Below are 24,742 nucleotides of genomic sequence, written 5' to 3'. Positions count from 1 at the left end.
TTTACTGCGGTAACCCAATGATGACCAAGCGCTTATAGGATTTGTGTCTTCTCCAAAAGTGCTACTTCCTTCCCCCAAAGTGCTACTTCCTTCCCCCAAAGTGCTACTTCCTTCCCCCAAAGTGCTACTTCTTTCATAAGCGTTACACGCTAAGCTTAGTCGCAAAGGGGGTTGAACCCCTCAGAAGTAGTATTTTCGATACTCAATAACATCAATAAAAGAGTACAGCTCATGCGCTTACTGCGATTGTGTGTTCCGGTGCTGTTTGTAGTGCTGTCGATAGGGCTTGCCATACAAGGAGGGCTCTGGCGTTATCTGGCACTTCTATTCGCCGCGCTAGGCGGTGGCGCTATGCTACTCAGCGTACTGGAAGGCGTCTACCGAGCCGACCAACGTCGCCTGGAACAGCATCGGCTTGGCTTTAAGCCACTGCGTGATTACCGTTCGCTTCGCGCCATGGCCTACAGGTTAATGAACCGCGCTAGCAGCACAGCGATTGCCTCGGCAGAAGTGTCGCACTATGCCGATCTGATGGATCAGCGCCTCTCAAAGCAAGAAACCATGGCTCGTGAAGCTTCATCGAGCATGACGGCCATTAATGCAGCCATTATGCAGGTGAGTGCCAGCGCCAGCCAAGTGGCAGCGCTGGCAGAGAGCGCCCGGGAGGCCAGTCATCACAACCATGCTGAACTGGACGATATTATTCAGGACATGAGCGATGTTGCCGACCGCTCAAACCAAGCGCTGGAAATGCTGACCGCGCTGAACGATAAAATTGAGCGTGTACGTAACGTTACTTCCATGATTGAGGATATCGCCGAACAAACCCATCTGCTGTCGCTCAATGCGTCAATTGAAGCGGCCCGAGCGGGTGAACACGGGCGAGGGTTTGCAGTCGTCGCCGGCGAAGTGCGCAACCTGGCACTCAAGACCTCTACCGCAACGCAAAGTGTCGATGAGCTGGTTAAGGATATGAATCAGAGCGGCCAGTCGGTCGTCGCCACTATGGGCCAGTTAATGACCCGTATCAGCAAGCGCTCCAAGGGGCTACAAGTGGTCGGCAACAGTCTGGGTACGATGACTCAAGAATTCGACCAAGTGCAGAGGGAAATTACCCGTGTTGCCGATGCCATGGAAAACACTCGCCAACATAGTCAAACCGTGGCGGACAGCCTGAGCCAGTTGGAAGATGATGTCGATGAAGGCAATCGTAATATGCATGATTTGGCCGAGCAGGCCCGGGCATTGATGGAGGCTGCCGAAGGGGTCGATGGTGAACTGGCTCAACAGCATTTGGAGGGTCGCCACCAGCAGGTATTCCACACTGCACGATTAACCGCCGATAAGTTGGGTAAGCTGCTGGAAAAAGCGATTGCCCGCGGGGAGCTTTCAGACACCCACCTATTCCAGCCCCATTATGAACAGATTCCGGGTACGCAGCCGCCGCAATATAAAACTGGCTTTGATAGTTTCACTGATAGGTACCTGCCCGATTTGCAAGAGCCTTTGCTCACGCAGCTAAGCTTAAGCTATGCCATTGCCTGTGACCGTAAAGGCTATGTGCCGACCCATAACAAAGCGGTCAGTCTTGCACCAACCGGTGACTACGCGCACGATTTAAAGTTCTGCCGCAACAAACGCATTTTCGATGACCCGACGGGCAGCCGATGTGGGGCTCATGAAAAGCCGCTGCTACTGCAAACTTACAAGCGCGATACCGGCGAAATCATGCACGACCTCTCTGTGCCGGTGTATGTGCAGGGTAAGCACTGGGGCGGATTCCGGGTTGGCTACCAGCCTGAGCGTGATATAGCGACTCCCCCTGCGTTGCAGTCAGAGGCCGCCCCAGTACCACCGCTTGCACTAACCAGCCGTAGCGTAGCGCGGGCGTGATTGCCATGCCGACCAGGAGTAGAGCGCGAGCCCGATCCAAATAAGCACAAACGTTGCCAACTGAATAAGGCCCAGGGGCTCGCCGAACACGGTTAAGGCAATCAGAAACTGAATGCTGGGGTTGATGTACATCAAAAAGCCCAGGGTTGCCAAACGCAACCGGCGTGCCGCGCCGGCAAAGGCCATTAACGGCAGCGCGGTCAAAGCCCCACTGGCGATCAGCAGGCCAGTCGATGACGTATCTTGTAGAAAATGCGAGCTGCCGTTCCAGCTTAACCAGGTCAAGGCGATCAGGGCGAGGGGGAATAGCAACAGGGTTTCCACAAACAGTCCCGATAATCCGTCCAGCGGCACCTGCTTACGAAACAGGCCGTAACTGCCGAAGCTTAACGCCAGTAGTAGACTAAGCCAGGGCAGTTCACCCAGCATCACAAACTGCGTGGCAATGGCCACGCTGGCCAAGCCCAAGGCGACCAGCTGCAGCTTGGCCATCACTTCCCGAAGTACCAGCATGCCTAGCGCGACGTTCACTAATGGCGTTAAGAAGTAGCCCAGGCTCGCCTGCAATACCTGCTTCGACTCCACTGCATAAATATAGATACCCCAGTTAAACGCAATCAATAGCGCACAGGCCAACACCCGACCAAGCCGCTTGGGTTCCCCCAATGCGGTGACAACGGGCGGCCAGCGGCGCAGAAGGGTAATCAAGCCGACCAGAAATAGACACGCCCAAATGATACGGTGAATCAATATTTCAAAGGCGGGAATGCCGTCAAACAGGGCAAAAAATAGCGGAAAGCAGCCCCACATGGTGTAGGCGGTTAGCCCATACATAACGCCTTTGACGGCATCTGGATCGCGTGTTGGAGTAGGAAGCATAGCAGCCTCATTATTTAAAGATGCTAATCTAGCATAAACGTTGTCTTGAGACTGACGAATTGGAGGTGTTAAGTGAGTCAACTTAGGAACACGCTAGTGCAGTGTGATCTGCGCTGGGAAGATCCCCAGGCCAACCACGCTCATCTTGAGAAGTTGCTGGGCGAGCTGGATAGCCGCGACACGGATCTTATTGTATTGCCTGAGATGTTTGCCACTGGCTTTACCATGAACTCCCGCGAAATGGCCCAGCCGATGGCGGAAAGTCAAAGCGTTGCCTGGCTACAGGCCCAGGCGAAGGCGCGCAACTGCGTGATGACCGGCAGCGTGGCGATCGAAGAGGACGGTGAGTTTTATAACCGCTTGATTTGGGCAACGCCGGAGGGGGTGTTAACCCACTACGATAAGCGTCACCTATTCCGTATGGCCGGTGAGCATGAGCGCTACGGTATGGGCAGTGAGCGTAAAGTGGTAGAGCTCAATGGCTTTAAGCTGCTGCTGAGCGTTTGCTACGACCTGCGTTTTCCGGTGTGGATGCGTCAGCAACCAGCAGAAGGGGAGCATTTCGAGTATGATGCGCTGCTGTGTATCGCCAACTGGCCAGCACCGCGTCGTCATCCATGGCGTACGCTGCTACAAGCCCGTGCGGTAGAGAACTTAAGCTATGTGATTGGCGTTAATCGCGTTGGAGAAGATGCCAAAGGGCTTGCCTACAGCGGCGACTCCCTGTTGGTCGACTTCAAAGGTGAAGCGTTAATTGATAAACCTGCCCATACCCCGTTTATAGAGACGGGCACGCTGGATAAAACTGCCCTTGATGCTTTTCGTGAAAAATTTCCTGCTTGGCAAGATGCCGACCACTTTAAGCTGCTGCCAGGAGTGGGTTAATGATGCGCCTTGATCGCTTTTTGAGTGAAACCTCACCGTTAACCCGCAGCCTCGCCAAGCGGGCACTCAAAAATGGTGAGGTAACCCTCAACGGCGAGCCGATCAAGCAGTCGGCGACCCAGATCGATACCGATAACGATGTGGTGGTGCTCAACGGCGAGCGGTTGGCGCTGGTTGGCTTGCGCTACATTATGCTGCACAAGCCCGTCGACGTTGAATGCAATGCCCGCCGCGGACTCTATCAGCGCGCGATAGATCTGATAGATCTGCCCAAAGCCGATCGGTTACAGCCGGTAGGGCGGTTGGATGTGGATACCACGGGACTGCTGCTATTAACCGATGATGGCCAGTGGTCGCACCGTGTCACGTCACCGCGCCATCGCTGCGCCAAGGTGTATATCGCCGAGCTAGCGGAACCGATGGAAGGTGCGACGGCGGAGTGGGCGATTGGTCAAGTCGCCGATGGCCTGATGCTGGATGGAGAGGAGACCCCGACACAACCCGCAACACTCAGGCTGCTTTCGCCCACCCAGGCAGAACTCACCATTACCGAAGGGCGCTATCACCAAGTGAAGCGTATGTTTGCCGCCTTGGGTAATCACGTGAACTCACTGCACCGCAGCTCTATCGGTGACTTGGCTTTGGATGCCAACCTGGCGCCCGGCGAGTGGCGAGAATTAACCGCCGACGAAATCGCGCTTTTCTGAGTCCTTGCTTAAGGTCTCTATTAGCCGCTTACCCAAAAGGGTAAGCGGCTTTATTTTATCTGAATATTTATACCGTTATCTTTGTTCTGACACCAACAATAGCAAGTACCGTGGCTGGTTAAAGTTAGTTAGTCAGATGCGCAGCGGCAATCAACGCTTGAGTATAAGCGTGCTGTGGCGCTGAAAGCACCTCTAGGCAGGGGCCTTGTTCGACAACTTCTCCATCCTTGAGCACCATAATACGGTGTGCCATGGCACGCACAACGGCTAAGTCATGGCTTATGAATAAATAACTTAGCTGACGGCGTGCCTGCAAATCGCGCAACAGGGCGACTAGCTGCTTCTGCACGGTACGGTCTAACGCCGAGGTTGGCTCATCCAGCACCAATAGTTCCGGTTCTAAGATAATCGCTCTTGCCACGGCAATGCGCTGGCGCTGACCGCCGGAGAACTCGTGGGGGTAGCGCGCGGCACAGCTCTCGGGCAAACCTACCTCGTGCAGCGTTTGATTGACCCGCTGGGTGACTTCTTCAGTGGTGAGATGGGGGTAGTGAAAGCGCAGCCCCTCGCTGACGATATCAAACACTGGCATGCGCGGTGAAAGCGCGCCATAGGGGTCTTGAAACACCATTTGCAGGCGATGGCGGTGGCGGCGTAACGCATCGCCGGTTAGGGCGCTTAGTTTATCCTTGCCAAGGGTAACATCGCCTTGGCTAGTGACCAGCCGCATGACCGCTGACGCCAGCGTGGTTTTACCTGAGCCGGATTCACCGACAATGCCCAGGGTTTCCCCTGGCGCGATTTGGAAATCTATTGGATGCACCGCCACAAAAGCAGGGGGCTGGCGCTTAAATAAGCCGGTCTTAGGGCGCTTAAAGCTCACTCTTAATTGACGAGCGGTCAGTAGCGGCGCTGTATGCTCTATAGCTTGGGGCCTACCTTCCGGCTCAGCGGCCAGTAGCGCTTTAGTGTAATCGCTTTGAGGGTGCTGAAAGACCTGCTCCACCGGGCCGATTTCTTGAATACGTCCCTGGTACATCACGCAAATGCGATCGGCATGGCGGCGCACCAGGTTTAAGTCGTGGCTGATAAACAGCATGCCCATGCCATGATGATCGCGTAGTTCACGCAGCAGGGCGAGAATCTCCTGCTGTACCGTGACGTCCAGCGCGGTGGTGGGCTCATCGGCAATCAGCAGTGAGGGATTGTTGGCAATCGCCATGGCAATCATCACCCGCTGGCGCTGCCCACCCGAGAGCTGGTGGGGCCAGGCATCCAACAATTCGTCCGGGCGCGGTAGTTTCACTTGTTCCAGCAGTTCTTTGCAGCGTTCCCGGGCCGCCTGGCCCCGCAGTCCTTGATGCAGCCGCAAGGCCTCACCAATCTGCTTGCCCACCCGATGCAGGGGGTTGAGCGAGGTCATCGGCTCCTGGAAGATAAAACCGACGCGATTGCCACGCACCGTGTTCCACTCAGTTTCCGTTAAAGTGGCCAGATTGGTATCACCTAGCCAGCGTTCGCCTTGAACGCTGGCATTACTGGGCAGCAAATTCACCATGCCCAGCGCCGATACCGATTTACCCGAGCCGGACTCACCGACAATGGCCAGGGTTTCACCTGCATGGAGGGTGAGTGAGAGTGAGTGAACCACCGGGGTGCTATCAAAAGTGACATCAAGGTGTTCAATGCGCAGCAGGGGATTAGGCATGCTGAGTCTCCTGAGCTGGGCATGCTTGGCGCTGTTGTACGTGGCGGGGATCAAAGGCGTCGCGCAAGCCCTCGCCGATAAATACCAGCAGTGACAGCATGATGGCCAGTGTCATAAACGCCGTGATGCCCAGCCAAGGGGCGTGTAGATTATTTTTTCCTTGGGCAGCAAGCTCACCCAGCGAGGGAGCACCCGGCGGCAGGCCGAAGCCGAGAAAATCCAGAGCGGTCAAGGTGCCAATGGCGCCGGTAAACAGAAACGGAATAAACGTCAGCGTGGCGACCATAGCATTGGGTAGCACGTGACGCCACATGATCAAACGTGACGGCAAGCCCATGGCTTTGGCCGCGCGCACATACTCCAAATTGCGTGCACGCAGGAACTCGGCACGCACGATATCGACCAGGCCCAGCCACGAAAAGAGCAGCATAATCCCCAGCAGCCACCAAAATCCCGGCTGAACAAAGCTGGCTAAAATAATCAGCAGGAAGAGCACCGGTAAGCCGGACCAAATTTCAGTGAATCGCTGACCGATCAAATCAATTTTGCCGCCAAAGTAGCCCTGCACACCGCCCACTACCACACCGACGACTAGTGATCCTGCGGTGAGTGCCAGTGCAAAGGCTACCGAGAGTCGAAAGCCATAAATCACCCGTGCGGTCACATCCCGCCCTTGGTCATCGGTGCCCAGCCAGTGGCGGCTATCCGGCGGTGCCGGAGAAGGGCGGGTCATATTCATATCCAGGGTCTGGTATGAAAATGGAATGATGGGCCACAGCGCCCAGCCATGATCATCAATTTGTTGCTGAACAAAGGGATCCAGATAGTCCGTTCGGGTCGGTAGAAAGCCGTCAAACTCGGTTTCTGGGTAGTCCACCAGCATGGGAAAGTACCACTGGCCGTCGTACTGCATGATGATCGGTTTGTCGTTGGCAATTAGCTCGGCAAACAGGCTAAGAATAAACAGCGTGGCAAATAACCAAAGTGACACCCGGGCACGGCGATTGGCTTTAAAAGCGGACAGTCGACGGCGAGTGATAGGCGATAAACGTGATGATAAAGAGGCCATTATCACGACTCCCGAGTCGAAAAATCGATACGCGGGTCTACCCACACGTAGGTTAAATCGGAAATCAGCTTGAGGATTAAGCCGATCACGGTATACAGGAATAGGGTGCCGAAAATCACCGGGTAATCCCGCTGCATGACCGCTTCGAAACCGAGCAGGCCCAGCCCATCCAGGGAGAAGATCACTTCGATAAGCAGCGCGCCGGTGAAGAAAATACCGATCATGGCGGCGGGTAGGCCCGCGATAATAATCAGCATGGCATTGCGAAACACATGGCCGTAAAGCACGCGCCGCTCGTCGGCCCCCTTGGCGCGGGCGGTAATTACATACTGCTTGTGAATCTCATCGAGAAAGCTGTTTTTGGTTAGCATCGTCAGCGTGGCAAAGCTGCCAATCGAGGCGGCGATAACCGGCAGTGTGATATGCCAGAAGTAGTCTTTGACCTTGCCCCAGGCTGAAAGCTGGTCGAAGTCGGGTGAGGTCAAACCGCGTAAAGGGAATAAGTCCCAGTAGGTGCCCCCGGCAAACAGGACAATGAGCAGGATGGCAAACAGGAAGCCCGGAATGGCATAGCCGACAATCACTAACCCCGACGACCAGACGTCAAACCGGGAGCCGTGGCGTAGCGCCTTTTTAATGCCTAACGGGATAGAGATTAAATAGACCAGCAGTGTCGTCCAGAGCCCCAGTGATATGGAAACCGGCAGCCGCTCAATCATCAGCTCTGTGACCGGGCGGTCGCGGAAGAAACTGGTGCCAAAATCGAGGGTGAGGTAATCCGCAATCATGCCGATAAAGCGTTCGTGGGCGGGTTTGTCAAAACCAAACTGCTGCTCCAGCTGCTCGATAAAGCGTGGGTCAATACCTCGGGCTCCCCGGGAGTCATCGCTGACCTGGACATCGGCGCCCCCCATATCCAAGCGAGTGCTGGCCATGGCGTCGGCGCCTTCAAAACGCGCCAGCATCTGATCAATTGGCCCACCCGGCGCCGCCTGAACAATAATAAAATTGAGTAGCATGATCCCGAAAAGGGTCGGAATCATTAGCAGCAGTCGGCGTAGGGTATAACGGGCCACAGAGCACTCCGAGGTTTATGACGATGAAACCGTTGAGGACAAGCCGTTGCACTTAAGAAGTTGTAATCGGGCCAAAGTTAACGGCCGCGCTGGCGGCGTTGCAGTTCTGCTTCACGGTCAGTGTCTACCCACCACGCATCCAGATCCATGGCGTATTTGGGGAAGGGTTCGGGGTAACCAAACTTATCCCAAATGGCGATGCGGGTCTCCCCAGAGTGGTAGTGGGGAATCACATAGAACCCCCAGCGCAGCACCCGATCCAACGCGCGCGTGGCGGTATCCAACTCTTCACGGCCCTCAGCACTAATGATCTCCTCCACCAGTGCATCGACCGCCGGATGTGCCAGCGCCATCCGGTTACGGCTTTGCGGTGCTTCGGCGGCGGCGCTGGTCCAGAAGTCGCGCTGTTCATTGCCCGGGTTGTTCGACTGAGGGAAATGACTGATCACTATGTCATAGTCATAATTACGCTGTCGGTTTAAATACTGATTAATATCAACGATACGCAGCGACGTCTGTACCCCTAAACGGGCCATGTTGCGGAGCATTGGCTGCACCACCCGTTCAAGCCCTGAGTCGTAGAGCAGCACTTCCAGGCTTAAAGGCCGCCCGGTTTGTTGGTTAACCAGTATGCCGTCTTCAACGCTATAACCTGCCTCGCGGAGGAGATCGAGCGCTTTACGAAGCCGCTCACGCAGCTCGATGGGCTGATCGATAGGCAGGGGCTGAGTGAACAAACGGTCAGAACCATGAGAGGCAATCAACTCCTCCCGAAAGGGCTCCAACAGCGCCAGTTCCTCCTCAGAGGGTAAGCCGGTGGCTTCCATCTCTGAATTTTGGAAAAAGCTCTCGGTGCGCTGATAGGTACCGTAAAAAATATTGGTGTTGAGCCACGGGAAGTCGAAGGTCAGGCTCAACGCTTCCCGCACCCTGGGGTCTTGGAACTTCTCTTTACGCAGGTTGAAAACAAACGCCTGCATCATCGAAGGGTTAACGTCCGGTACCGTTAGCCGCTTTACCAAGCCCTCTTCATAAGCTGGGAAGTCGTAGCCAATTGCCCAGGTGGCGGCGCGGGCATCGGTACGAAAGTCGGTGAGACCCGCTTTAAACGCTTCCCAGGCAATATCCCGATCACGGTAGTAGTCGTAAATGATGCGATCAATATTGTATCGGCCAACGTTGACCGGCAAATCTTTACCCCAATAATCTTCATCGCGCTGATAAACAATTCGCCTACCTGGGTCTACTTCGCTAATGCGATAGGGCCCGGAGCCTGGGTGTGCCGCAAGGGTGGGGGAGGTGAATTCGCGGGGCTCCCAGTAGTGGCGGGGGAGTATGGGTAACTGGGCGACGATTAACGGCAGCTCTCGGGATTGAGTGTCGTTGAAGGTGAACCGTACCTGATGCTCATTGAGGGCGATGGCTTCTTCCACTCCCGCGTAGTAACTGGCGTAAAACGGATTTCCCTCTTCGCGGAGCAGATTAAGCGAGAACACCACATCGTAGGCCGTGACAGGTTCCCCATCTTGAAAACGCGCTTCAGGGCGCAGGTCGAACTCAATCCACTCCCTGTCAGGGTCAAGGCGCACGCCTTCGGCCAGCAAGCCGTAGAGGCTAAAGGGCTCATTGGGGTTGCTGACCATAAGGGTGTCATAAATTTGTGAAATGCCGGTAACTGGCGTGCCGCGAATAATAAACGGATTGGTCGAGTCAAAGCTGCTCCCCACGGCGGTATGGGTAATGGTGCCGCCTTTGGGGGCCTGTGGGTTTACGTGAGGGAAGTAGGGGAAGTCGGCTGGCAGCTCGGGGCTATCGTAAAGCGATAACCCATGAACTGTTTCAATAGGAACCACGTTGTTTGCGCCGGTGTTCAAATCACCCACCACATTAGTGTTGGTGGCGGTGATAGACGTCGACTCTGACGCTATTGTTTCGGCGTCTGAAGCCAGTATTGAAACGTTGGACAGCAGGCCACTGATGAGTAGAAGCGTTTTCGCAAAAAACAAACCACGCGGCATTTGAGACATCCCATGTGAACAAAGCCAACTAGTTAACCCGGTTTAACGCCCTGAAAGTGTCAGCAGTTGGCCTGGTTGCAGAGTGCTGGGGCGGTCAATCGCATTCCAGCGTATAAGGTCTTGCTGGTCAATATTATACCGGGCCGCAATCGCAGAGAGACTGTCGCCTCTTTCAACGCGGTGGGTATTGCCACGGCTGTTTTGCGCAAGCGCTTGGTTGCTGTCTTGTGTTTGACTGCCGCCTTGAGAAAGCTGCGCTAGCATCTGGGTATCCACTTCTTCAGGTACCAGCAGTGTCTGAGCACTACGGGGGTCAATGCTGCCATTGAGCAAGCCAGGGTTTAATTCGGCTAACGCGGTTTGGCTGACACCCAGCAGTTGAGAGGCTTCTGAGAGCGTCACTGCTTGGGCCAACTTAACTTTAGCGAAGGCCGGATCAACATGTATTTCCGGCAAGCTGACACCGTACTGCTCAGGGTCGTTAATGATGGTCGCGATGGCTTTCAGTTTGGGCACATACTGCATGGTTTCATAGGGCAGCGAGAGATCCCAGTAATCACCGTTTAGGCCTTGGCTTTGGGCCTGGCGTCGAGCGCGGTTAACGGTGCCTGCGCCGGCGTTATAAGCCGCTAATGAAAGCATCAGATCGCCTTCATACCACTGATCGGCCTGCATTTCCAAGTAGTCCAGCGCCGCTTCGGTGGAGGTTAAAACGTCTAACCGGCCATCGTAGTTTCCGTTGCGTACCAAACCCAATGCATCACCAGTGCCGGGCATAAATTGCCATAGCCCAGCAGCGCCGCGATGACTTCGCGCGCCTGGGTCAAAGGAGCTCTCGACGAAGGGTATTAACGCGACTTCACCAGGCAGGCCACGCTCGCTAACTTGCTGGGTAATCCAGGCAAGCCAGGGAGAGGCGCGTTCGGTGATAGTAGCAATGTTTTCGGGGCTGGAACGGTAGTGCTCAATCCATTCGTCTACCCGTGCTTGGGCCTCGTCTGGCAGTGACTTCTCTTGCCACTGAAAGCTTTTACGCAGCGTTGTCCAAGCGTCCTGAGGTTCCAGCTCCAGCGCCTCCCAAAAATGGATTCGGAACGGCGTGGGGCGTGGTTTTGTAGCGTCTACTGATTTACTGGTTGATGCCGTAGATCCTTCATAGGCTGTCGCAGAGGCTTGTGAGCTTGCCGCAGCGGCTAACATTAGGCCCATTATTACGGTACTGCCAGCGCTCAGCATCAAGCGCTGGCGAATCGTTCGATAGGTCATAGTTGCATTCGTTTGGTTTCGATAGCGTTCTTAAAAACGGTTCTTCCACTCGCGTAGAGTGGTGAACGTAGCGAGATCATCATTATTAACACCCTGGGTGCCTGCCGCTTGGCGCACGCTATCAGTGCCCACACGGAGGTAGGGATTAATTTTCAGCTCGCGTCCTATCGTGCTGGGTAAGGTGGGGCGATCCAATGCCCGCGCCTTTTCACACTCCTGCAAGGCGTGTTTGACGTCTTCGTTTTCAGGATCCGCAGCACGGGCAAACGTTAGGTTTGCCTGAGTGTACTCATGGGCTGCAAAGACCAGTGTATCTTCAGGGAGTTCCGCAAATTTTTTCAGCGCGGTGTACATTTGCTCTGGGGTACCCTCGAATAAACGACCGCAACCCGCGCAAAAAAGGGTATCACCGCAGAACAGTAGTGCAGGGATACCCGCTGTGAAGTAGCTGATATGATCCAGCGTATGGCCGGGGGTCGCCATGACGTCAAACAAGCGACCCATAATGCGGACTTCGTCGCCATCACCCACGGTTTCATCGATGCCTTCAATCTTGGGATTGTCGGGGCCGATAACGTGCGGAGAGTAGCGTTTAATTAATTCTGCTAAACCACCGGTATGATCATGATGATGGTGAGTAATCAGAATGCAGCTTAGGGTGAGCGACTCACGCTCAAGAAACTCGATCACCGGGGCAGCTTCACCGGGATCCACCACACAAACGCTTTGACTGGTATCTTGTCTTAATAGCCAAATATAGTTGTCGCTAAGGGCGGGGATCGGTGTCACGCTCATCATCGGCGAGATCCTTTAAGTTACGAAAAAACACATCAAACATTGCGCTTATTAGCGCTAAATCGGTGCGTAAAAGGCGTTAAAAAGCCGTTACTGTGGAGGGAAGCGCTGTTCATGTCAAATTCGACGATGGCCACGACACTGGCTAAGCGCTTACAAAGTAGCCAGCCTTATTGGCAAACAGAGGCGGGGCGTTCGCTGTGGGAAACACAGCGTGCCTGCTTAGGGCCCGTTGTGGAATCGCGTGTGGGCGGCCACAGCTTGGAAATGAGCATGGGGCCGGCACTGATGACCATGTCGGCCATTGCGCACCCCATACGCTGGTTGCCTACGCGTCAGTTAGCCGAAAACGATAGCACCTTGGTATGCCCACCGGATCAGCTTGCGCTGCCGGATCGCTGTTTAGATGTGATGGTCATCCACCACTGGCTTGAGCACTTAACCGATGCCCACTTTACGCTTCAGGAGGCTGCGCGTGTCACTGCTGACAACGGCATTATGGTGCTGTTTGGTTTTAACCCTGTCGGTGTGAGTGGTCTTACCCGGCAGTTGCGAAAGCGCCAACAGACGTTTCCCTTGAGCGGTACCTGGCGCTCGGCTAGCCGCCTGCGGGACTGGTTGGCGTTTGTCGACTTTGAGGTGGAGCGGGTAGACTATTGCTGTTTCAGGGGGCGGATGAACGCCAAGTGCGGTGAGTATTGGGAGTCGTTAGGGCGGCGGCATAACCTGCCGCTGGGCGAAAGTTATATGATTCAAGCACGCCGACAGCAGCGCCAAGCGCCAGTGCAGCGTTTGAAATTTGGTTTGAAGGCGCCAGTGTCCCCGGCGTCGTTGGGTGTTACCCGCTCAGGCTCATCCGCCCACTATCAAACGCCTCCCGCTAGAACATCGCAAGCCAAAACACGGCAAACGGATAGGCACACAGCTGATTCAAATAAAGCTGATCCACAGAAGCCTGTTTTACATAAATCTGTTCTACATAGACCGGGGGATCAGGAGATTGACTAAAGAGGCGGCGGGAGATCTACCTCGGGTAACGGTGTATACCGATGGGGCTTGTAGGGGCAACCCAGGGCCCGGCGGATGGGGCGTCGTGCTGGCGAGTGGCGAGCATGAGAAAACCTTGAAAGGCTATGAAGCAGATACTACTAATAATCGCATGGAGTTAATGGCTGCGATTACGGCGCTACGCACCCTCAATACCCCTTGTGAAGTGGCGCTTTGGACTGACTCCCAATATGTACGCCAGGGGATTACCCAGTGGATTCATAACTGGATCAAGCGCGGCTGGAAAACCGCTGCCAAGCAGCCGGTCAAAAATGCCGAACTGTGGAAGACCCTGCACGAAGAGACCCAGCGCCACCAAGTCGAGTGGCACTGGGTAAAAGGGCATAGCGGCCACCCTGGCAACGAGCGCGCCGATGCGCTGGCCAATGAAGCGATTGATGAGCACCAAAAGAGGAGAGCATGATGCGTCAGGTGATCTTGGATACTGAAACCACGGGTATTGACCCCAAAGATGGCCATCGCCTAGTCGAAATTGGTGCTATTGAGATGGTCAATCGACGCTTCACTGGTCGCACTTATCACCAATACATCAATCCTGAGCGGCATATCGATGCTGAAGTAGTCGCCGTTCACGGGATTGATGACGCCAAAGTCGCTAACGAGCCGGTCTTCGCGGCAATTGCCGATGAGTTTTGGGCATTTATTGAAGGCGCAGAGCTGGTGATTCATAACGCCCCCTTCGATGTGGGCTTTATTGACCACGAGCTGGGCATGTTGAATCGGCAGCGTAAATCCCCTGTGTTGGGGCCGGTAAGCGATCATTGTGGCGTATTAGATACGCTGACCATGGCGCGGAAGATGCACCCCGGTCAGCGCAACAGTCTTGATGCATTGTGCAAACGCTACGATATCGACAATGGCCACCGGGTACTGCACGGCGCACTGTTAGATTCTGAAATCCTCGCCGAAGTCTACCTGGCGATGACCGGTGGACAGACCGCGCTGACCTTGGACGCGGCCTCCGCAGCGGAACAGGAGCAGGCGGATACCTCCAATGAGGGGATGTCGATTCAGCGGCTTTCTTTAACGCCGGGCCAGTTGCGCGTGGTGCGGCCAACAGACGAAGAGCGAGCGGCCCATCAGGCCAAGTGCGAGGCGCATCAATTGAACTGGTTTGAGGAGGGTGCGGCCAGCGATGCTTAGGCGAGAAATCCCCCATCACGAACAAGCTGGTCGGGTTATTCGGCTGTCGCGTAGCCTATTGGCGCCCGCACCGTTAAACGGTAGTGAAGAGTTGACCCCGCTGCAGCCCTATCAACCCTGGACAGAGCAGATGCAGCCGCTGTGTTACTGGGATGATGAACCGGTGGCGCTGCTTGTGGAATCCCAAGCTGGAAACGATTGGATTGATGGTCGTCAATGGATGAGCGAGCTTTCAACCGTTTGGTTTAGCCTGCTTTCCACGGCGCTGCAGGTAGGTGCTTGGTTAGAGAATCACCGTTTCTGCGGCCGCTGTGGTGCACCGGCCACCAAGCTAACTGCGGAATTTGCTATGCACTGCCACGCCTGTGGGCACCGCAACTATCCGCGTATCTCCCCGTGTATTATCACGCTGGTGACCAGCGGGGAGGCGATGCTGCTTGCCCGCAGTCCGCGCTTTCCACCCGGGCGCTACTCCACCTTGGCGGGTTTTATCGAGCCTGGGGAGTCAGCGGAAGAGGCGGTGCATCGTGAAGTGTTTGAGGAAGTGGGCGTGCATATCGATCAACTGCGTTATCACCAAAGTCAGGCGTGGCCATTCCCGCACTCGTTGATGTTTGGTTACTTCGCCGAAGCCACCACCCGGCGCATTCGCATCGATGGGGTGGAAATTAGCGATGCGGCGTGGTTTTCACCTCGTCAGTTGCCCTCTCTGCCGCCGCCTTACTCGATATCCCGCGAACTAATCGAAACCCATTTGGCACGCTGGCGCGAGGAGTAAGCGGCGCCGCGTGCCGATATGACGATTACTCGCTAGGGAATAAGCTAGTCAGCTTAGTGGCCAGCATGACATTACCAGTCGCTTTTAGCTTACCGGTCATAAAGGCCGTCATACCATTGATCTCACCGCTCATAATGCCTTTTAGCGTGTCAGTGGTTAGGCTTAAGCTGACAGAAGGATCGTCGTGCTCACCCTCTTGTACGTCCAGCGTGCCATCTTGGATATTTAAGTAGTAGCTGCCCGCATCGGTAAAGTGAAACTGGAAAACTTCATCCATGCCCTTTGCCGCTTCCGGATTAAAACGCGCTTTTAACTTCTCAAGGGTGTTGTTTGACATAACATATCTCTCGGTTAAGTAGATCAGGCTAAGGCTAGCGACCAGAGCCAAAAGAAACAATCGTAAAGGCAAGCGAGGTTATTTCATACGGGCGTTCCAATCAAGCGCGCTAGTCACTATCAGCATACGCATATACAACGTACGAGCTATAAAGGAATTAATCCTCTAATGGAGAACGTCAATGAGTGAATGGGTAGCAGAGATAGGCACCTTTGTTGTGCAAACCACCATCGTGATGGCGCTGATAGGCTTTGGCCTGCTGCTGATTGCACGAACCAAGCAGGACAAAGAGAGCGAGCTGAAACTCACGATCGAGCCACTTAACGATCAACGACGCCGCCGTGTCCGGCGTTTGCGGCTGGCTGCCACGCTCCCTGGTGCGCGCAAAAAGCTGCTGAAACTATTTCGCAGTGAAGATAAAAAGCGTCACAAGGAGCACAAAACGGAGCAAGACGGCGCCTCAGCGCCAAGGGTTTGGGTGCTCGACTTCCATGGCGATCTGAAAGCCTCGCAAACCGAGCATTTTGCTCAAGAGGTATCGGCCATCATCGGTGTCGCCGCTAAGGAAGACGAGGTAGTGGTGCGTCTTGAGTCCGCGGGTGGCCTGGTGCATGCCTATGGGTTGGCAGCGGCGCAGTTAGACCGGCTGCGTACGGCGGGGTTAAACACAACCGTCTGTATCGACAAGGTGGCGGCAAGCGGTGGTTACCTGATGGCCTGTACTGCACAGCACATCAAGGCCGCGCCTTTCGCAGTGATTGGTTCCATCGGCGTGGTGGCACAAGTTCCCAATATTCATCGCCTGCTTAAGCGCCATGATGTTGACGTCGAACTGCTTACCGCCGGTAAATACAAACGTACCTTAACCGTGCTGGGTGAAAATACCGAAGAGGGTAAAGCGAAGTTCTTGGAGGATTTAGAGAATACGCACCGCTTGTTTAAAGGCTATGTGGCAGAACGGCGTCCCAGCATGGATATTGACACCCTCGCCACAGGCGAGATTTGGTACGGTAGCGAGGCGCTATCTTTACAGCTTGTCGACAGCGTAGGGACTAGCGAAGCCTATCTGGTAGAACGTATGACCGAGGCGCAAGTATTCACAGTGAAGCTAGAAGCCCCTAAAACCGTCAGTCGTAAACTGGGGTTGGCCATTTCAGAAGGTGTTGAAAAAGCAGCGCTGAAAGCGCTTGGTCTAATCGACGCCGCTGGGTGGCAGCGGCGCTGAGATTAAACCCTGAAGCGTTATGCAGCGTAATGGTGTGCCAAGGTGTCAATCACGGCCTTGGCGCTTTCGCTGCTTAACGAATAATAGATGGTTTGTGACTCCCGTCGGGTATCGACGAGCTCATCACGCCGCAAAATAGCCAGATGTTGCGAAAGTGCCGACTGACTTAACGCAAGCTGTTGATTAATTTGCGTCACTGACAGCTCTTTCTCGGCAAGAAGGCAGAGGATTTGCAGCCGTTTTTCATTGGCCAACGCTTTTAGCAGGTTGGTTCCCGCCTCAATAGCGCGACAGTTATGTTCAAGCAGGCGTGTAGCGGCGCTTGTAGAAGCAGACATAATGATCTCCTTGCCTACACTGTTACATCAGCGTTTTATAAGCATTGTTTTAAAGGCGTCGTTTTAAAGGCATTGCTGTACGTTGTCGAGGCATCGTCGCGTCGCGAGGACCATGTTGTTTAATGATCAGTAATTTAGCGAGTTTTGTCCAAACTTCTGTTTAACGGTTAATCAATGGTAGTCATTCGACATCTTGTCGACAATGTTGGTACCTGTCTACCGCTTTGGTCGCTATTTAGCCCATAGTATGAGGGCGAAATATCGGTTTCCTTTATAAAGTGTCAACAATTCTCCTTGATCGTTACTACAAAAAAGATAGGGATACCATGAACCGCTACCAACACACCTTCCAACGCTCCATCGAACACCCTGAATCGTTCTGGGCCGAGCAGGCCAAACGTATTCCCTGGTATACGCCGCCCAAAACCATTCTCAGCTACGATGAGCAGAGCCCTGGGAAAGAGCATGCTCGTTGGTTCAGCGACGGTGAAATGAATCTTAGCTACGCTGCACTGGATTATCATGTCGAAAATGGGCGCGGTGATCAGGCGGCGATTTTCTGGGATTCGCCTGCCGCACAAGCCAAGCTCACCCTTAGCTACCGCGAAATGCGCGATAAAGTGGCGTATTTCGCGGGGGCGCTAACGCAACTAGGCATCACTAAGGGGGATCGCGTGGTGATTTATATGCCGATGATCCCCGAAGCGCTGGTGGCCATGTACGCCTGCGCGCGGCTTGGCGCTATTCACTCGGTGGTATTTGGTGGTTTCGCCCCCCATGAGCTGGCGGCGCGGATTGAAGACGCCGAGCCTAAAGTGGTGGTTGCCGCTTCCTGCGGTATCGAGCTGGGCAAGGTGTTGCCCTATAAGCCAATGGTAGACCAAGCCGTTGAATTAAGCGCCCATAAGCCGGATGCCTGCGTCGTTTATCAGCGTGAAGCGCACCGGGCTGAACTGGAGGAGGGCGATTACGACTGGGAAGAGTTGGTTGCGAAGGCGCCGTTTGCTGAATGCGTGCCGGTGAAGGGAACCGACCCGCTGTATATCCTCTATACCTCAGGCACCACCGGAAAACCCAAAGGTGTTATGCGCGATACGGGTGGCTACGCGGTAGCGCTGGCCTATTCGATGCAGGCGATCTACGCCATGGAGCCCGGTGAAGTGTTCTTTACCGCCTCGGATGTGGGCTGGGTCGTTGGGCATTCCTACATTGTTTACGCCCCCTTGCTACTTGGTTGCACCACGGTGGTATACGAAGGGAAGCCGGTAAAAACCCCCGATGCGGGCAGCTTCTGGCGCTTGATCGAGGAGTACCGGGTGAAGAGTTTCTTCACTGCGCCCACGGCCTTCCGTGCGATTAAGAAAGAGGATCCTGATGCTAAACTGTTACTGAACTACGATATCAGCAGCCTAAAGCACCTCTATGTGGCCGGAGAACGCCTCGATCCACCCACGTTTCACTGGCTGGATGACCTTTTGGACGTGCCGGTGATTGATCACTGGTGGCAAACTGAAACCGGCTGGCCCATCGCCGCCAACTTGCCCGGCATAGAGGCCGTGCCCACCAAAGCGGGATCCGCAACGTTCCCCGTTCCTGGCTTCAATGTGCAGGTGCTCAACCGTGATGGTGAACAGGCCAAACCCATGGAGCAGGGCAGTGTAGTGATCAAACAGCCCATGCCGCCAGGTTGTTTGACCGGCGTTTGGCGCGACGAGAAGCGTTTTCATAGCGCTTATATGGCGGCGTTCCCCGGTTATTATTTGACCGGCGATGGCGGTTATTTTGATGAGCAGGGTTATCTGTTCATTATGGGCCGTACCGATGACGTTATTAACGTGGCAGGGCACAGACTCTCGACCGGTGAAATGGAAGAGGTGGTTGGCGCCCATCCCGCGGTGGCCGAGTGCGCGGTGATTGGGATTCATGACGATCTTAAAGGGCAATTGCCGATTGGCCTGGTGATTCCTAAAGATGGTTTTAATGGCGATGAAGCGACACTGGAGGCCGAGCTCATTGCGCGGGTTCGCGAGCATATTGGCCCAATTGCCTGTTTCAAGCAGGTGTTAGTGGTCGACCGCTTACCCAAAACCCGTTCGGGTAAAATTCTGCGCAAGCTACTGCGCACGATTGCCGATGGCAAAGAGTTTGGTATTCCCTCCACCATTGATGACCCCACCAGCCTGACCGATGTTCACGCCGTCATGCGTGAACGCTCGGTAGGTGCCGCTGATAGAGCCACACCGCTGGATTGATGCGGCTACTTTTTATTAGCCAAGTGCGAGGGCATGCAGATAGCCAAGGGGTGGCGGCTTCCATCCCTTGGCTTTTAATATCATGTATAAGCCGTATAATGCGCTCCCCAGAACAGCGCCAGTTTTATCAACGTTGATTTGGCGATGCGCTTACTACCCCGAGGGTTCCCTAACCCCTCTTATCTATTAAAAAAAGGTCTACCCGCATGTTTGCATTGAGTGAGACTCAACACCGCCGTTGCCTAATGGTGATGGTGGCTTTCCATATCGGCATTATTGCCGCCAGTAACTATCTCGTTCAGCTGCCGTTTACGCTGTTTGGCTTTCATACCACCTGGGGCGCGTTTAGCTTCCCGTTTATTTTTCTAGCCACCGACCTAACGGTACGTCTGTTTGGCAAAGGGCCGGCGCGATCGATTATTCTGCGCGTTATGCTTCCCGCACTGCTGGTCTCCTATGTGGTATCCGTGGTATTTCCCCGCGGCAGCTTTGCCGGGATTGAGGCACTTTCGGAGTGGAACCTGTTTGTCGCCCGTATCGCCCTCGCCAGCTTCCTGGCCTATGTGATTGGCCAGTTGCTGGATGTACAAGTGTTTGACCGCTTGCGCCAGTGGGCATGGTGGGTGGCACCCGTTTGCTCAACGGTGTTGGGTAACCTGGCCGACACCTTTGCATTCTTCTCGGCGGCGTTCTATAACAGCCCAGACCCGTTTATGGCCGCCAATTGGATAGAAATTGCCGCCGTCGACTATGCCATTAAGCTCGCTATCAGCCTGCTGTTTTTCCTTCCGCTGTATGGCTTGCTGCTTGCCTGGCTAACGCGCCGCTTGGTGGTTTGGACAGGCCAGGTGGATGCCGAGCCCCGTACGGCGTAATCGCGTAAACACACAGAGTCCGCAAGGCTGAGGAGCTAGCATGACTGACGTTGCCACCGTTGATCTCCACTTTATCGATATGCCCGCCGACGAAGCCGCCGCGGATACACCTCCGCTGGTGGTGATTCATGGTTTGCTGGGGAGTGCCGATAATTGGCGTTCGCACTTAAAAGTGTGGCAGGGCAGCCGCCGGGTGATTGCGCTGGATCTGCGTAACCATGGCCGCTCACCCCATGCAGAGGGAATGCGTTACGCCACCATGGCGGATGACGTGATAGCGCTATTGGACAAGCTCTCGATCGAGCGCGCTCATGTGCTGGGCCACTCCATGGGTGGCAAAGTGGCGATCAGTTTGGCGCGCTTGGCGCCTGAGCGGGTGGCGTCGTTGATTGTGGCGGATATTGCCCCGGTGGCTTATGAGCACGGCCACGATGATGTGTTTGCCGCGCTCGATAATGTGCGGGAAGGCCAGCCCAAAAATCGTCGTGAAGCCGATGATCTGCTGGGCGAGCATGTTGAGTCGCGACCCACACGGTTGTTCTTGGCCACTAATCTGGTGCGCAATGACGATAACGTGATGGCGCTTCGGGTAGGCTTAGATCAGATCAAGCGTGGTTATAGCGACATTATCGGCGTGCCCGATGGCGAGCAGCCTTTTGAAGGCCCGGCGCTGGTGCTACGCGGCGGCGATTCCCACTATGTGGCTGACGATATGATCCCCGCGCTGCGTGAAGTGTTACCCCGCGCTCGTGTGGTAACGCTCAAAAATGCCGGTCACTGGCTACACGCCGACCAGCCGGAAGCCTTCCAGCAGGCAGTGACGGCGTTTCTAGACGCGCAGTAGATGCGTGTTCAAATACTTAAGAAGCGCTGTTTTATCACAGTGGCGTGACCGTTAAGCCGTGCTGCTCTGGGTAACGCAAGAAACGGTTCAAAATTCGGTAGCTATCCACATCAAAGCGTGCGGGCGCTGCTGTAGCGCCCGCTGACTGCCCCTCAATAGCAATGCTGCCCGGCCACGGCCAAACATTGACCTGAAGCTGGGTGAGCGCTTCCTGCGCCCCCTGGGTATGCGCTGCTATCGACTCCTGACCATTGCACGCGCCACACGGCACTTGCCCACCTGATTGGCAAAACAACGCCCCTTACCTTTTGCAAAAATTAAAGCTGTTTCGCTCATGGGCCGCCATGGTAGTGGATGGAGAGCTATTAATACTTGGCTATAAAGTGTGTGGATCTACTGCTAAACGCGATACGGGCAGCGTCTCGTCAGTAAGGCCCATTTTGTGTAGAAAGGTTTCAAAGTCAGCGTAACGGCGGCTATCTAACGCCGCGGGGCTCAGCGCCATGCGGCGCAGGATGTCCTCCCAGGCGTTGGCGTTAATGTCATTATCGAGCACAGGGTGCGCGCTAATCAGCAGCTCCCAGGCGGCGTCAGGGTTGTCGATAATCCAGTGGCTGGCTTGCTCAACGGCAAGCACGAAGCGAGACCAGGTATCAGCGCGGCGCGCAAGCGTATCGCTATTGGCCAATACCACCAGGCCGTCATTACGGGGGATATCTAACTCATCGAAGCGAATGACGTGGGTGTTAATGCCTTCAGTCGCCAACTGCTGAGGAAGGTAGTGGTAAAAGCCATCGGCGACCGCGTCAATCTGACCCTCCCGCATTGCTCGAATGGGGTCGAAGTGCAGGTTGATGGGCGGGGTGAAATCATCGGTTTGCTGTACCGAGCGGGGGAGTAAACGCGGGATGCTCAGGTCGCGACCTTCTCCGGTGGTATAACCATAGTGTAACCCTGCCAAGGTATTTTCGGTTTCCGCCTGCTCCTCGCCCGCCACAATGACTGCCGTCAGCGAGGTTTCGATCAGTGTCGCGATGCGGACGATTGGCGCGCCGTTATGAGCCTGCATATGAAGCAGCGGCTGGCGGGACAGCGCCAAATCGACTTCACCTGCGGTTAGCAGCTTGATAGCGATGGAGGGGTCGGCCGGTGACTGAATCTCCACTTCAAGTCCTTGGGCAGCGTACAGCCCTCGCTCTTTAGCAATCACCAAGGCTGCGTGCTGCGGGCTCAAGTACCAATCCAGCATTAGCGTGATGTGTTTAACCGGCGGTGGTTCGAGCGGCGGTGCCGGGGTTTGCGCCGTGGTGGGCACTTCCTCGACGCTTTCGCTGTCAATGTTTCGCCAAAATGCTTCCGGCACCTCAACATCTGTATCTAGCGTCAGCGGGGCCGTTTCTGAAGGGCTTTCTTCGCGCTCTTCATTTGCGTAAATAACTGAATTAGAAAACAATAAGGTGACGATAAGACTCAACAGGATAGGGTGCCAACAGCGTAAGAGGCAACGCAACATAGTCAGTAACTCCAGGGGTTGTAACGGCGAAGTGTAGCCGCCTGGGAAAGCTTCTGACCAGCCCCTTGAGCATAAGGGGGCGCTGAGAAGAGACAGTAAATTCAACGGTTACATGCAATAATAGCGCTGTATTGATGTAGAGACGGAGAGTCATGGACACAATTTATACGTTCTTTTTGGTAGGCGGTTCTCTTATGGCCCTCAGCATTTTGGCCAGCCGCTTATCGTCGATGATGGGTGTGCCGCTGCTGCTGATCTTCCTTGGGCTAGGCATGCTAGCAGGTGAAGAGGGCGTACTGGGCGTAGTGTTTGACGATTACTCCATGGCCTTTGCCATCGGCCACCTCGCGCTGGCCATGATTTTGTTAGACGGTGGCTTACGTACTCGCCTCAAAACCTTCCGAGTGGGTTTTAAACCCGCGCTTTCCCTCGCGACCTTCGGCGTCTTTATCACCAGCGCCATTGTTGGCGTTATCGCGATGTGGATTTTTGACCTAACGATAGTACAGGGCCTGCTGGTTGGCGCCATCGTAGGTTCAACCGATGCCGCTGCGGTTTTCTCCATGCTCAGCGGTCGCGGCGTTAATCTCAACGAACGGGTAGGGGCGACGCTGGAGATCGAGTCGGGTACCAACGACCCGATGGCAATTTTCCTGACCCTGATGCTGGTTGAGCTGCTTGTTGGTGATATTGGCGGCCCCGTTGAAACCCTGCTGTTTTTCCTTTCTCAGTTTGGTATTGGTTTGATTGTCGGCCTAGGGGGCGGTTGGCTGAGTGCCAAGCTGCTTCGCTGGCTCGATTTAGCCCCAGGCCTTTATGCCATGCTGGCGCTGGCTCTGGGGTTCAGCGTATTCGGTTTAACCAGTGTGCTGGGCGGTAGCGGATTTTTGGCCATCTACCTTGCTGGTTTGATGATTGGTAACCAGCCTGGGCGCCACCTTAACTTTATTCTGCCGGTGCACGACGGCTTGGCGTGGCTAAGCCAAATCGGCCTGTTCCTGGTGCTTGGCCTGCTGGTTACACCCAGTGAGTTATGGGACGTGGCACTGCCCGCGGGCTTGGTGGCACTGGCGCTCATATTTATTGCCCGCCCGTTGGCGGTGCTGATCACCATCAAACCGTTCTTCAAATTCCGTTGGCGGGAAACCTTCTTCATTGCCTGGGTGGGCTTGAGAGGGGCGGTGCCTATCGTGCTGGCTATTTTCCCGGTCATTGGCGGGGTAGAAAACGCCTCGCTCTACTTTAATGTGGCCTTCGCCGTGGTATTGATGTCGCTGCTGATTCAGGGTGGCTCACTGACGCTGATGGCCAAGTGGTTGAAGGTGGAAGTGCCGGTAGGCACCGTGCCTAACCGGCGCGGCCCGCTGGGCATCCTGCCGGAAAACGACTTTGAGCTGTTTGTGTACGGGGTCGAAAACCAGGATTTAGAGGACGTGCCCATTCGGCTGCTGCGTTTTCCTTCAGGTGCTTTGATTTCCGCGCTGTTCCGCGACCACGCCATGCTGCACCCCAAGGGCAGCACGCGCTTGAAGCTGGGCGATGTGATTTGTGTGATCGGCCGCTCAGAGGACTTGTACGCGCTTAACCGACTATTCAATGGCGATGCCAAGCTCAAGCAGGAGCGCGCCTTCTTCGGTACCTTTACCCTGGATGGCAGCGCGCAAATGCAGGATATCGCCCAAGCCTATGGCCTAACGCTCAGCCCCGGTGAGCAGGACATGACACTGGCGGAATTTATCGCCCTGCGCGTGGGCGGCCACCCGGTTATCGGGGACGACGTCGATTGGCATGGTATTCATTGGGTGGTCAGCGATATGGAAGGCGGAAAGATTACCCGCGTCGGGTTACGTTTGTACTAAAAGGCGTTGACTTCCAAGGAAAAGCTGTTAGTATACGCACCCATAAGCCGGAGGGATGGCAGAGCGGTTGAATGCACCGGTCTTGAAAACCGGCATAGGTTAATAGCCTATCCAGGGTTCGAATCCCTGTCCCTCCGCCACTATTTGAAGGGAATCAGCTACTTAGCTGGTTCCCTTTTCTCGTTTCTAGGCACGAAAAAAGGTGAAAGTATAA

General features: G+C 55.0%; 23 protein-coding genes and 1 tRNA gene. 13 read left to right on the top strand and 11 right to left on the bottom strand.

Features of this window, described 5'->3' with window-relative positions; translation table 11 throughout:
- The first annotated feature begins 231 nt into the window (after positions 1–231).
- Positions 232–1,893: a methyl-accepting chemotaxis protein gene (locus YERSI8AC_RS12430; protein ID WP_159176826.1), complete on the top strand. Its 1,662-nt coding sequence runs from the start codon at positions 232–234 to the stop codon at positions 1,891–1,893.
- Here YERSI8AC_RS12430 and rarD read toward each other — a convergent pair.
- Positions 1,864–2,772, bottom strand: a complete 909-nt coding sequence (rarD, locus tag YERSI8AC_RS12425; protein WP_022523340.1) for an EamA family transporter RarD — start codon at positions 2,770–2,772, stop codon at positions 1,864–1,866. The genes YERSI8AC_RS12430 and rarD overlap by 30 nt on opposite strands.
- Positions 2,773–2,844: 72 nt before the next feature.
- Here rarD and YERSI8AC_RS12420 point away from each other — a divergent pair, with 72 nt between their 5' ends.
- A complete protein-coding gene (locus YERSI8AC_RS12420; protein WP_138801553.1) occupies positions 2,845–3,657 on the top strand; it encodes an amidohydrolase in 813 nt (270 codons plus the stop codon).
- A 2-nt stretch (positions 3,658–3,659) separates the two neighbouring features.
- Positions 3,660–4,364, top strand: a complete 705-nt coding sequence (locus YERSI8AC_RS12415; RefSeq protein WP_159177931.1) for a pseudouridine synthase — start codon at positions 3,660–3,662, stop codon at positions 4,362–4,364.
- 124 nt (positions 4,365–4,488) lie between these two features.
- Here YERSI8AC_RS12415 and YERSI8AC_RS12410 read toward each other — a convergent pair whose 3' ends face one another.
- The 6 genes from YERSI8AC_RS12410 to gloB all read right to left on the bottom strand — a co-directional run bounded on the left by YERSI8AC_RS12410 (position 4,489) and on the right by gloB (position 12,299).
- On the bottom strand, positions 4,489–6,072 hold the full coding sequence (locus YERSI8AC_RS12410; protein WP_159176825.1) for an ABC transporter ATP-binding protein: 1,584 nt from the start codon (positions 6,070–6,072) through the stop codon (positions 4,489–4,491).
- Entirely contained in the window at positions 6,065–7,141 is a 1,077-nt protein-coding gene (locus YERSI8AC_RS12405) for an ABC transporter permease (RefSeq protein WP_159176824.1), read from the bottom strand. Before YERSI8AC_RS12405 ends, YERSI8AC_RS12410 begins: the two co-directional genes overlap by 8 nt.
- A 2-nt stretch (positions 7,142–7,143) precedes the next feature.
- Positions 7,144–8,217 carry a microcin C ABC transporter permease YejB gene (locus tag YERSI8AC_RS12400; RefSeq protein ID WP_159176823.1) on the bottom strand — a complete coding sequence of 358 codons (1,074 nt, stop codon included), beginning with the start codon at positions 8,215–8,217 and terminating at the stop codon, positions 7,144–7,146.
- 77 nt (positions 8,218–8,294) lie between these two features.
- Positions 8,295–10,235 (bottom strand): extracellular solute-binding protein, encoded by a 1,941-nt coding sequence (locus YERSI8AC_RS12395; protein WP_159176822.1) that lies wholly within the window; start codon positions 10,233–10,235, stop codon positions 8,295–8,297.
- 42 nt (positions 10,236–10,277) lie between these two features.
- Entirely contained in the window at positions 10,278–11,501 is a 1,224-nt protein-coding gene (locus YERSI8AC_RS12390; RefSeq protein WP_027959550.1) for a transglycosylase SLT domain-containing protein, read from the bottom strand.
- A 30-nt stretch (positions 11,502–11,531) separates the two neighbouring features.
- Entirely contained in the window at positions 11,532–12,299 is a 768-nt protein-coding gene (gene gloB, locus YERSI8AC_RS12385) for a hydroxyacylglutathione hydrolase (protein ID WP_009287828.1), read from the bottom strand.
- Positions 12,300–12,410: 111 nt separating this feature from the next.
- Here gloB and YERSI8AC_RS12380 point away from each other — a divergent pair, with 111 nt between their 5' ends.
- Genes YERSI8AC_RS12380 through nudC form a run of 4 tightly spaced genes read left to right on the top strand, consistent with a single transcriptional unit; the run spans position 12,411 to position 15,285 of the window.
- Positions 12,411–13,304: a class I SAM-dependent methyltransferase gene (locus tag YERSI8AC_RS12380; RefSeq protein ID WP_159176821.1), complete on the top strand. Its 894-nt coding sequence runs from the start codon at positions 12,411–12,413 to the stop codon at positions 13,302–13,304.
- Positions 13,297–13,767 (top strand): ribonuclease HI, encoded by a 471-nt coding sequence (gene rnhA, locus YERSI8AC_RS12375; protein WP_159176820.1) that lies wholly within the window; start codon positions 13,297–13,299, stop codon positions 13,765–13,767. Before YERSI8AC_RS12380 ends, rnhA begins: the two co-directional genes overlap by 8 nt.
- Positions 13,767–14,507 (top strand): DNA polymerase III subunit epsilon, encoded by a 741-nt coding sequence (gene dnaQ / locus YERSI8AC_RS12370; protein WP_035537449.1) that lies wholly within the window; start codon positions 13,767–13,769, stop codon positions 14,505–14,507. Before rnhA ends, dnaQ begins: the two co-directional genes overlap by 1 nt.
- Positions 14,500–15,285 (top strand): NAD(+) diphosphatase, encoded by a 786-nt coding sequence (gene nudC, locus YERSI8AC_RS12365; RefSeq protein WP_022523351.1) that lies wholly within the window; start codon positions 14,500–14,502, stop codon positions 15,283–15,285. The genes dnaQ and nudC overlap by 8 nt, the downstream gene beginning before the upstream one ends.
- Before the next feature lie 25 nt (positions 15,286–15,310).
- Here nudC and YERSI8AC_RS12360 read toward each other — a convergent pair whose 3' ends face one another.
- Positions 15,311–15,622 (bottom strand): SCP2 sterol-binding domain-containing protein, encoded by a 312-nt coding sequence (locus tag YERSI8AC_RS12360; protein WP_022523352.1) that lies wholly within the window; start codon positions 15,620–15,622, stop codon positions 15,311–15,313.
- A gap of 181 nt (positions 15,623–15,803) precedes the next feature.
- Here YERSI8AC_RS12360 and sohB point away from each other — a divergent pair, with 181 nt between their 5' ends.
- Positions 15,804–16,847, top strand: coding sequence for a protease SohB (gene sohB, locus YERSI8AC_RS12355; RefSeq protein WP_022523353.1), 1,044 nt, complete (start codon positions 15,804–15,806; stop codon positions 16,845–16,847).
- A 17-nt stretch (positions 16,848–16,864) separates the two neighbouring features.
- On the opposite strand, the gene YERSI8AC_RS12350 is transcribed toward sohB, so the two are convergent.
- On the bottom strand, positions 16,865–17,185 hold the full coding sequence (locus tag YERSI8AC_RS12350) for an ArsR/SmtB family transcription factor (RefSeq protein ID WP_022523354.1): 321 nt from the start codon (positions 17,183–17,185) through the stop codon (positions 16,865–16,867).
- Between the two features lie 278 nt (positions 17,186–17,463).
- Between YERSI8AC_RS12350 and YERSI8AC_RS12345 the strand changes: the two genes are divergently transcribed.
- The 3 genes from YERSI8AC_RS12345 to YERSI8AC_RS12335 all read left to right on the top strand — a co-directional run bounded on the left by YERSI8AC_RS12345 (position 17,464) and on the right by YERSI8AC_RS12335 (position 21,156).
- Positions 17,464–19,437: a propionyl-CoA synthetase gene (locus YERSI8AC_RS12345; protein ID WP_263364928.1), complete on the top strand. Its 1,974-nt coding sequence runs from the start codon at positions 17,464–17,466 to the stop codon at positions 19,435–19,437.
- A 206-nt stretch (positions 19,438–19,643) separates the two neighbouring features.
- A complete protein-coding gene (locus tag YERSI8AC_RS12340; RefSeq protein ID WP_009287831.1) occupies positions 19,644–20,312 on the top strand; it encodes a 7-cyano-7-deazaguanine/7-aminomethyl-7-deazaguanine transporter in 669 nt (222 codons plus the stop codon).
- A gap of 40 nt (positions 20,313–20,352) precedes the next feature.
- Positions 20,353–21,156, top strand: coding sequence for an alpha/beta fold hydrolase (locus YERSI8AC_RS12335; RefSeq protein ID WP_138801559.1), 804 nt, complete (start codon positions 20,353–20,355; stop codon positions 21,154–21,156).
- A gap of 34 nt (positions 21,157–21,190) precedes the next feature.
- Here YERSI8AC_RS12335 and YERSI8AC_RS12330 read toward each other — a convergent pair whose 3' ends face one another.
- A complete protein-coding gene (locus YERSI8AC_RS12330) occupies positions 21,191–21,427 on the bottom strand; it encodes a hypothetical protein (protein WP_321169480.1) in 237 nt (78 codons plus the stop codon).
- A gap of 105 nt (positions 21,428–21,532) precedes the next feature.
- Positions 21,533–22,669 carry an ABC transporter substrate-binding protein gene (locus YERSI8AC_RS12325; RefSeq protein ID WP_159176819.1) on the bottom strand — a complete coding sequence of 379 codons (1,137 nt, stop codon included), beginning with the start codon at positions 22,667–22,669 and terminating at the stop codon, positions 21,533–21,535.
- Positions 22,670–22,821: 152 nt separating this feature from the next.
- Here YERSI8AC_RS12325 and YERSI8AC_RS12320 point away from each other — a divergent pair, with 152 nt between their 5' ends.
- Both YERSI8AC_RS12320 and YERSI8AC_RS12315 read left to right on the top strand, forming a co-directional pair.
- A complete protein-coding gene (locus YERSI8AC_RS12320) occupies positions 22,822–24,528 on the top strand; it encodes a potassium/proton antiporter (RefSeq protein WP_009287833.1) in 1,707 nt (568 codons plus the stop codon).
- Positions 24,529–24,577: 49 nt separating this feature from the next.
- Positions 24,578–24,668, top strand: a tRNA-Ser gene (locus YERSI8AC_RS12315).
- Positions 24,669–24,742: the final 74 nt, after the last annotated feature.

Origin of the sequence: Halomonas sp. 113, assembly GCF_904067645.1 — a bacterium.
Taxonomy (GTDB): domain Bacteria; phylum Pseudomonadota; class Gammaproteobacteria; order Pseudomonadales; family Halomonadaceae; genus Vreelandella; species Vreelandella titanicae.
The sequence above is the reverse complement of the archived record's forward strand: the minus strand, read 5'-3'. Positions and strand labels throughout refer to the sequence as shown.

What these genes read in the sequence shown, in the direction of transcription:
- YERSI8AC_RS12430 (WP_159176826.1), top strand. Translation starts at nt 232, where the DNA reads ATGCGCTTACTGCGATTGTGTGTTCCGGTGCTGTTTGTAGTGCTGTCG.
- rarD (WP_022523340.1), bottom strand. Translation starts at nt 2,772, where the DNA reads ATGCTTCCTACTCCAACACGCGATCCAGATGCCGTCAAAGGCGTTATG.
- YERSI8AC_RS12415 (WP_159177931.1), top strand. Translation starts at nt 3,660, where the DNA reads ATGCGCCTTGATCGCTTTTTGAGTGAAACCTCACCGTTAACCCGCAGC.
- YERSI8AC_RS12410 (WP_159176825.1), bottom strand. Translation starts at nt 6,072, where the DNA reads ATGCCTAATCCCCTGCTGCGCATTGAACACCTTGATGTCACTTTTGAT.
- YERSI8AC_RS12405 (WP_159176824.1), bottom strand. Translation starts at nt 7,141, where the DNA reads ATGGCCTCTTTATCATCACGTTTATCGCCTATCACTCGCCGTCGACTG.
- YERSI8AC_RS12395 (WP_159176822.1), bottom strand. Translation starts at nt 10,235, where the DNA reads ATGCCGCGTGGTTTGTTTTTTGCGAAAACGCTTCTACTCATCAGTGGC.
- YERSI8AC_RS12390 (WP_027959550.1), bottom strand. Translation starts at nt 11,501, where the DNA reads ATGACCTATCGAACGATTCGCCAGCGCTTGATGCTGAGCGCTGGCAGT.
- gloB (WP_009287828.1), bottom strand. Translation starts at nt 12,299, where the DNA reads ATGATGAGCGTGACACCGATCCCCGCCCTTAGCGACAACTATATTTGG.
- YERSI8AC_RS12380 (WP_159176821.1), top strand. Translation starts at nt 12,411, where the DNA reads ATGTCAAATTCGACGATGGCCACGACACTGGCTAAGCGCTTACAAAGT.
- dnaQ (WP_035537449.1), top strand. Translation starts at nt 13,767, where the DNA reads ATGCGTCAGGTGATCTTGGATACTGAAACCACGGGTATTGACCCCAAA.
- nudC (WP_022523351.1), top strand. Translation starts at nt 14,500, where the DNA reads ATGCTTAGGCGAGAAATCCCCCATCACGAACAAGCTGGTCGGGTTATT.
- YERSI8AC_RS12360 (WP_022523352.1), bottom strand. Translation starts at nt 15,622, where the DNA reads ATGTCAAACAACACCCTTGAGAAGTTAAAAGCGCGTTTTAATCCGGAA.
- sohB (WP_022523353.1), top strand. Translation starts at nt 15,804, where the DNA reads ATGAGTGAATGGGTAGCAGAGATAGGCACCTTTGTTGTGCAAACCACC.
- YERSI8AC_RS12350 (WP_022523354.1), bottom strand. Translation starts at nt 17,185, where the DNA reads ATGTCTGCTTCTACAAGCGCCGCTACACGCCTGCTTGAACATAACTGT.
- YERSI8AC_RS12340 (WP_009287831.1), top strand. Translation starts at nt 19,644, where the DNA reads ATGTTTGCATTGAGTGAGACTCAACACCGCCGTTGCCTAATGGTGATG.
- YERSI8AC_RS12335 (WP_138801559.1), top strand. Translation starts at nt 20,353, where the DNA reads ATGACTGACGTTGCCACCGTTGATCTCCACTTTATCGATATGCCCGCC.
- YERSI8AC_RS12325 (WP_159176819.1), bottom strand. Translation starts at nt 22,669, where the DNA reads ATGTTGCGTTGCCTCTTACGCTGTTGGCACCCTATCCTGTTGAGTCTT.
- YERSI8AC_RS12320 (WP_009287833.1), top strand. Translation starts at nt 22,822, where the DNA reads ATGGACACAATTTATACGTTCTTTTTGGTAGGCGGTTCTCTTATGGCC.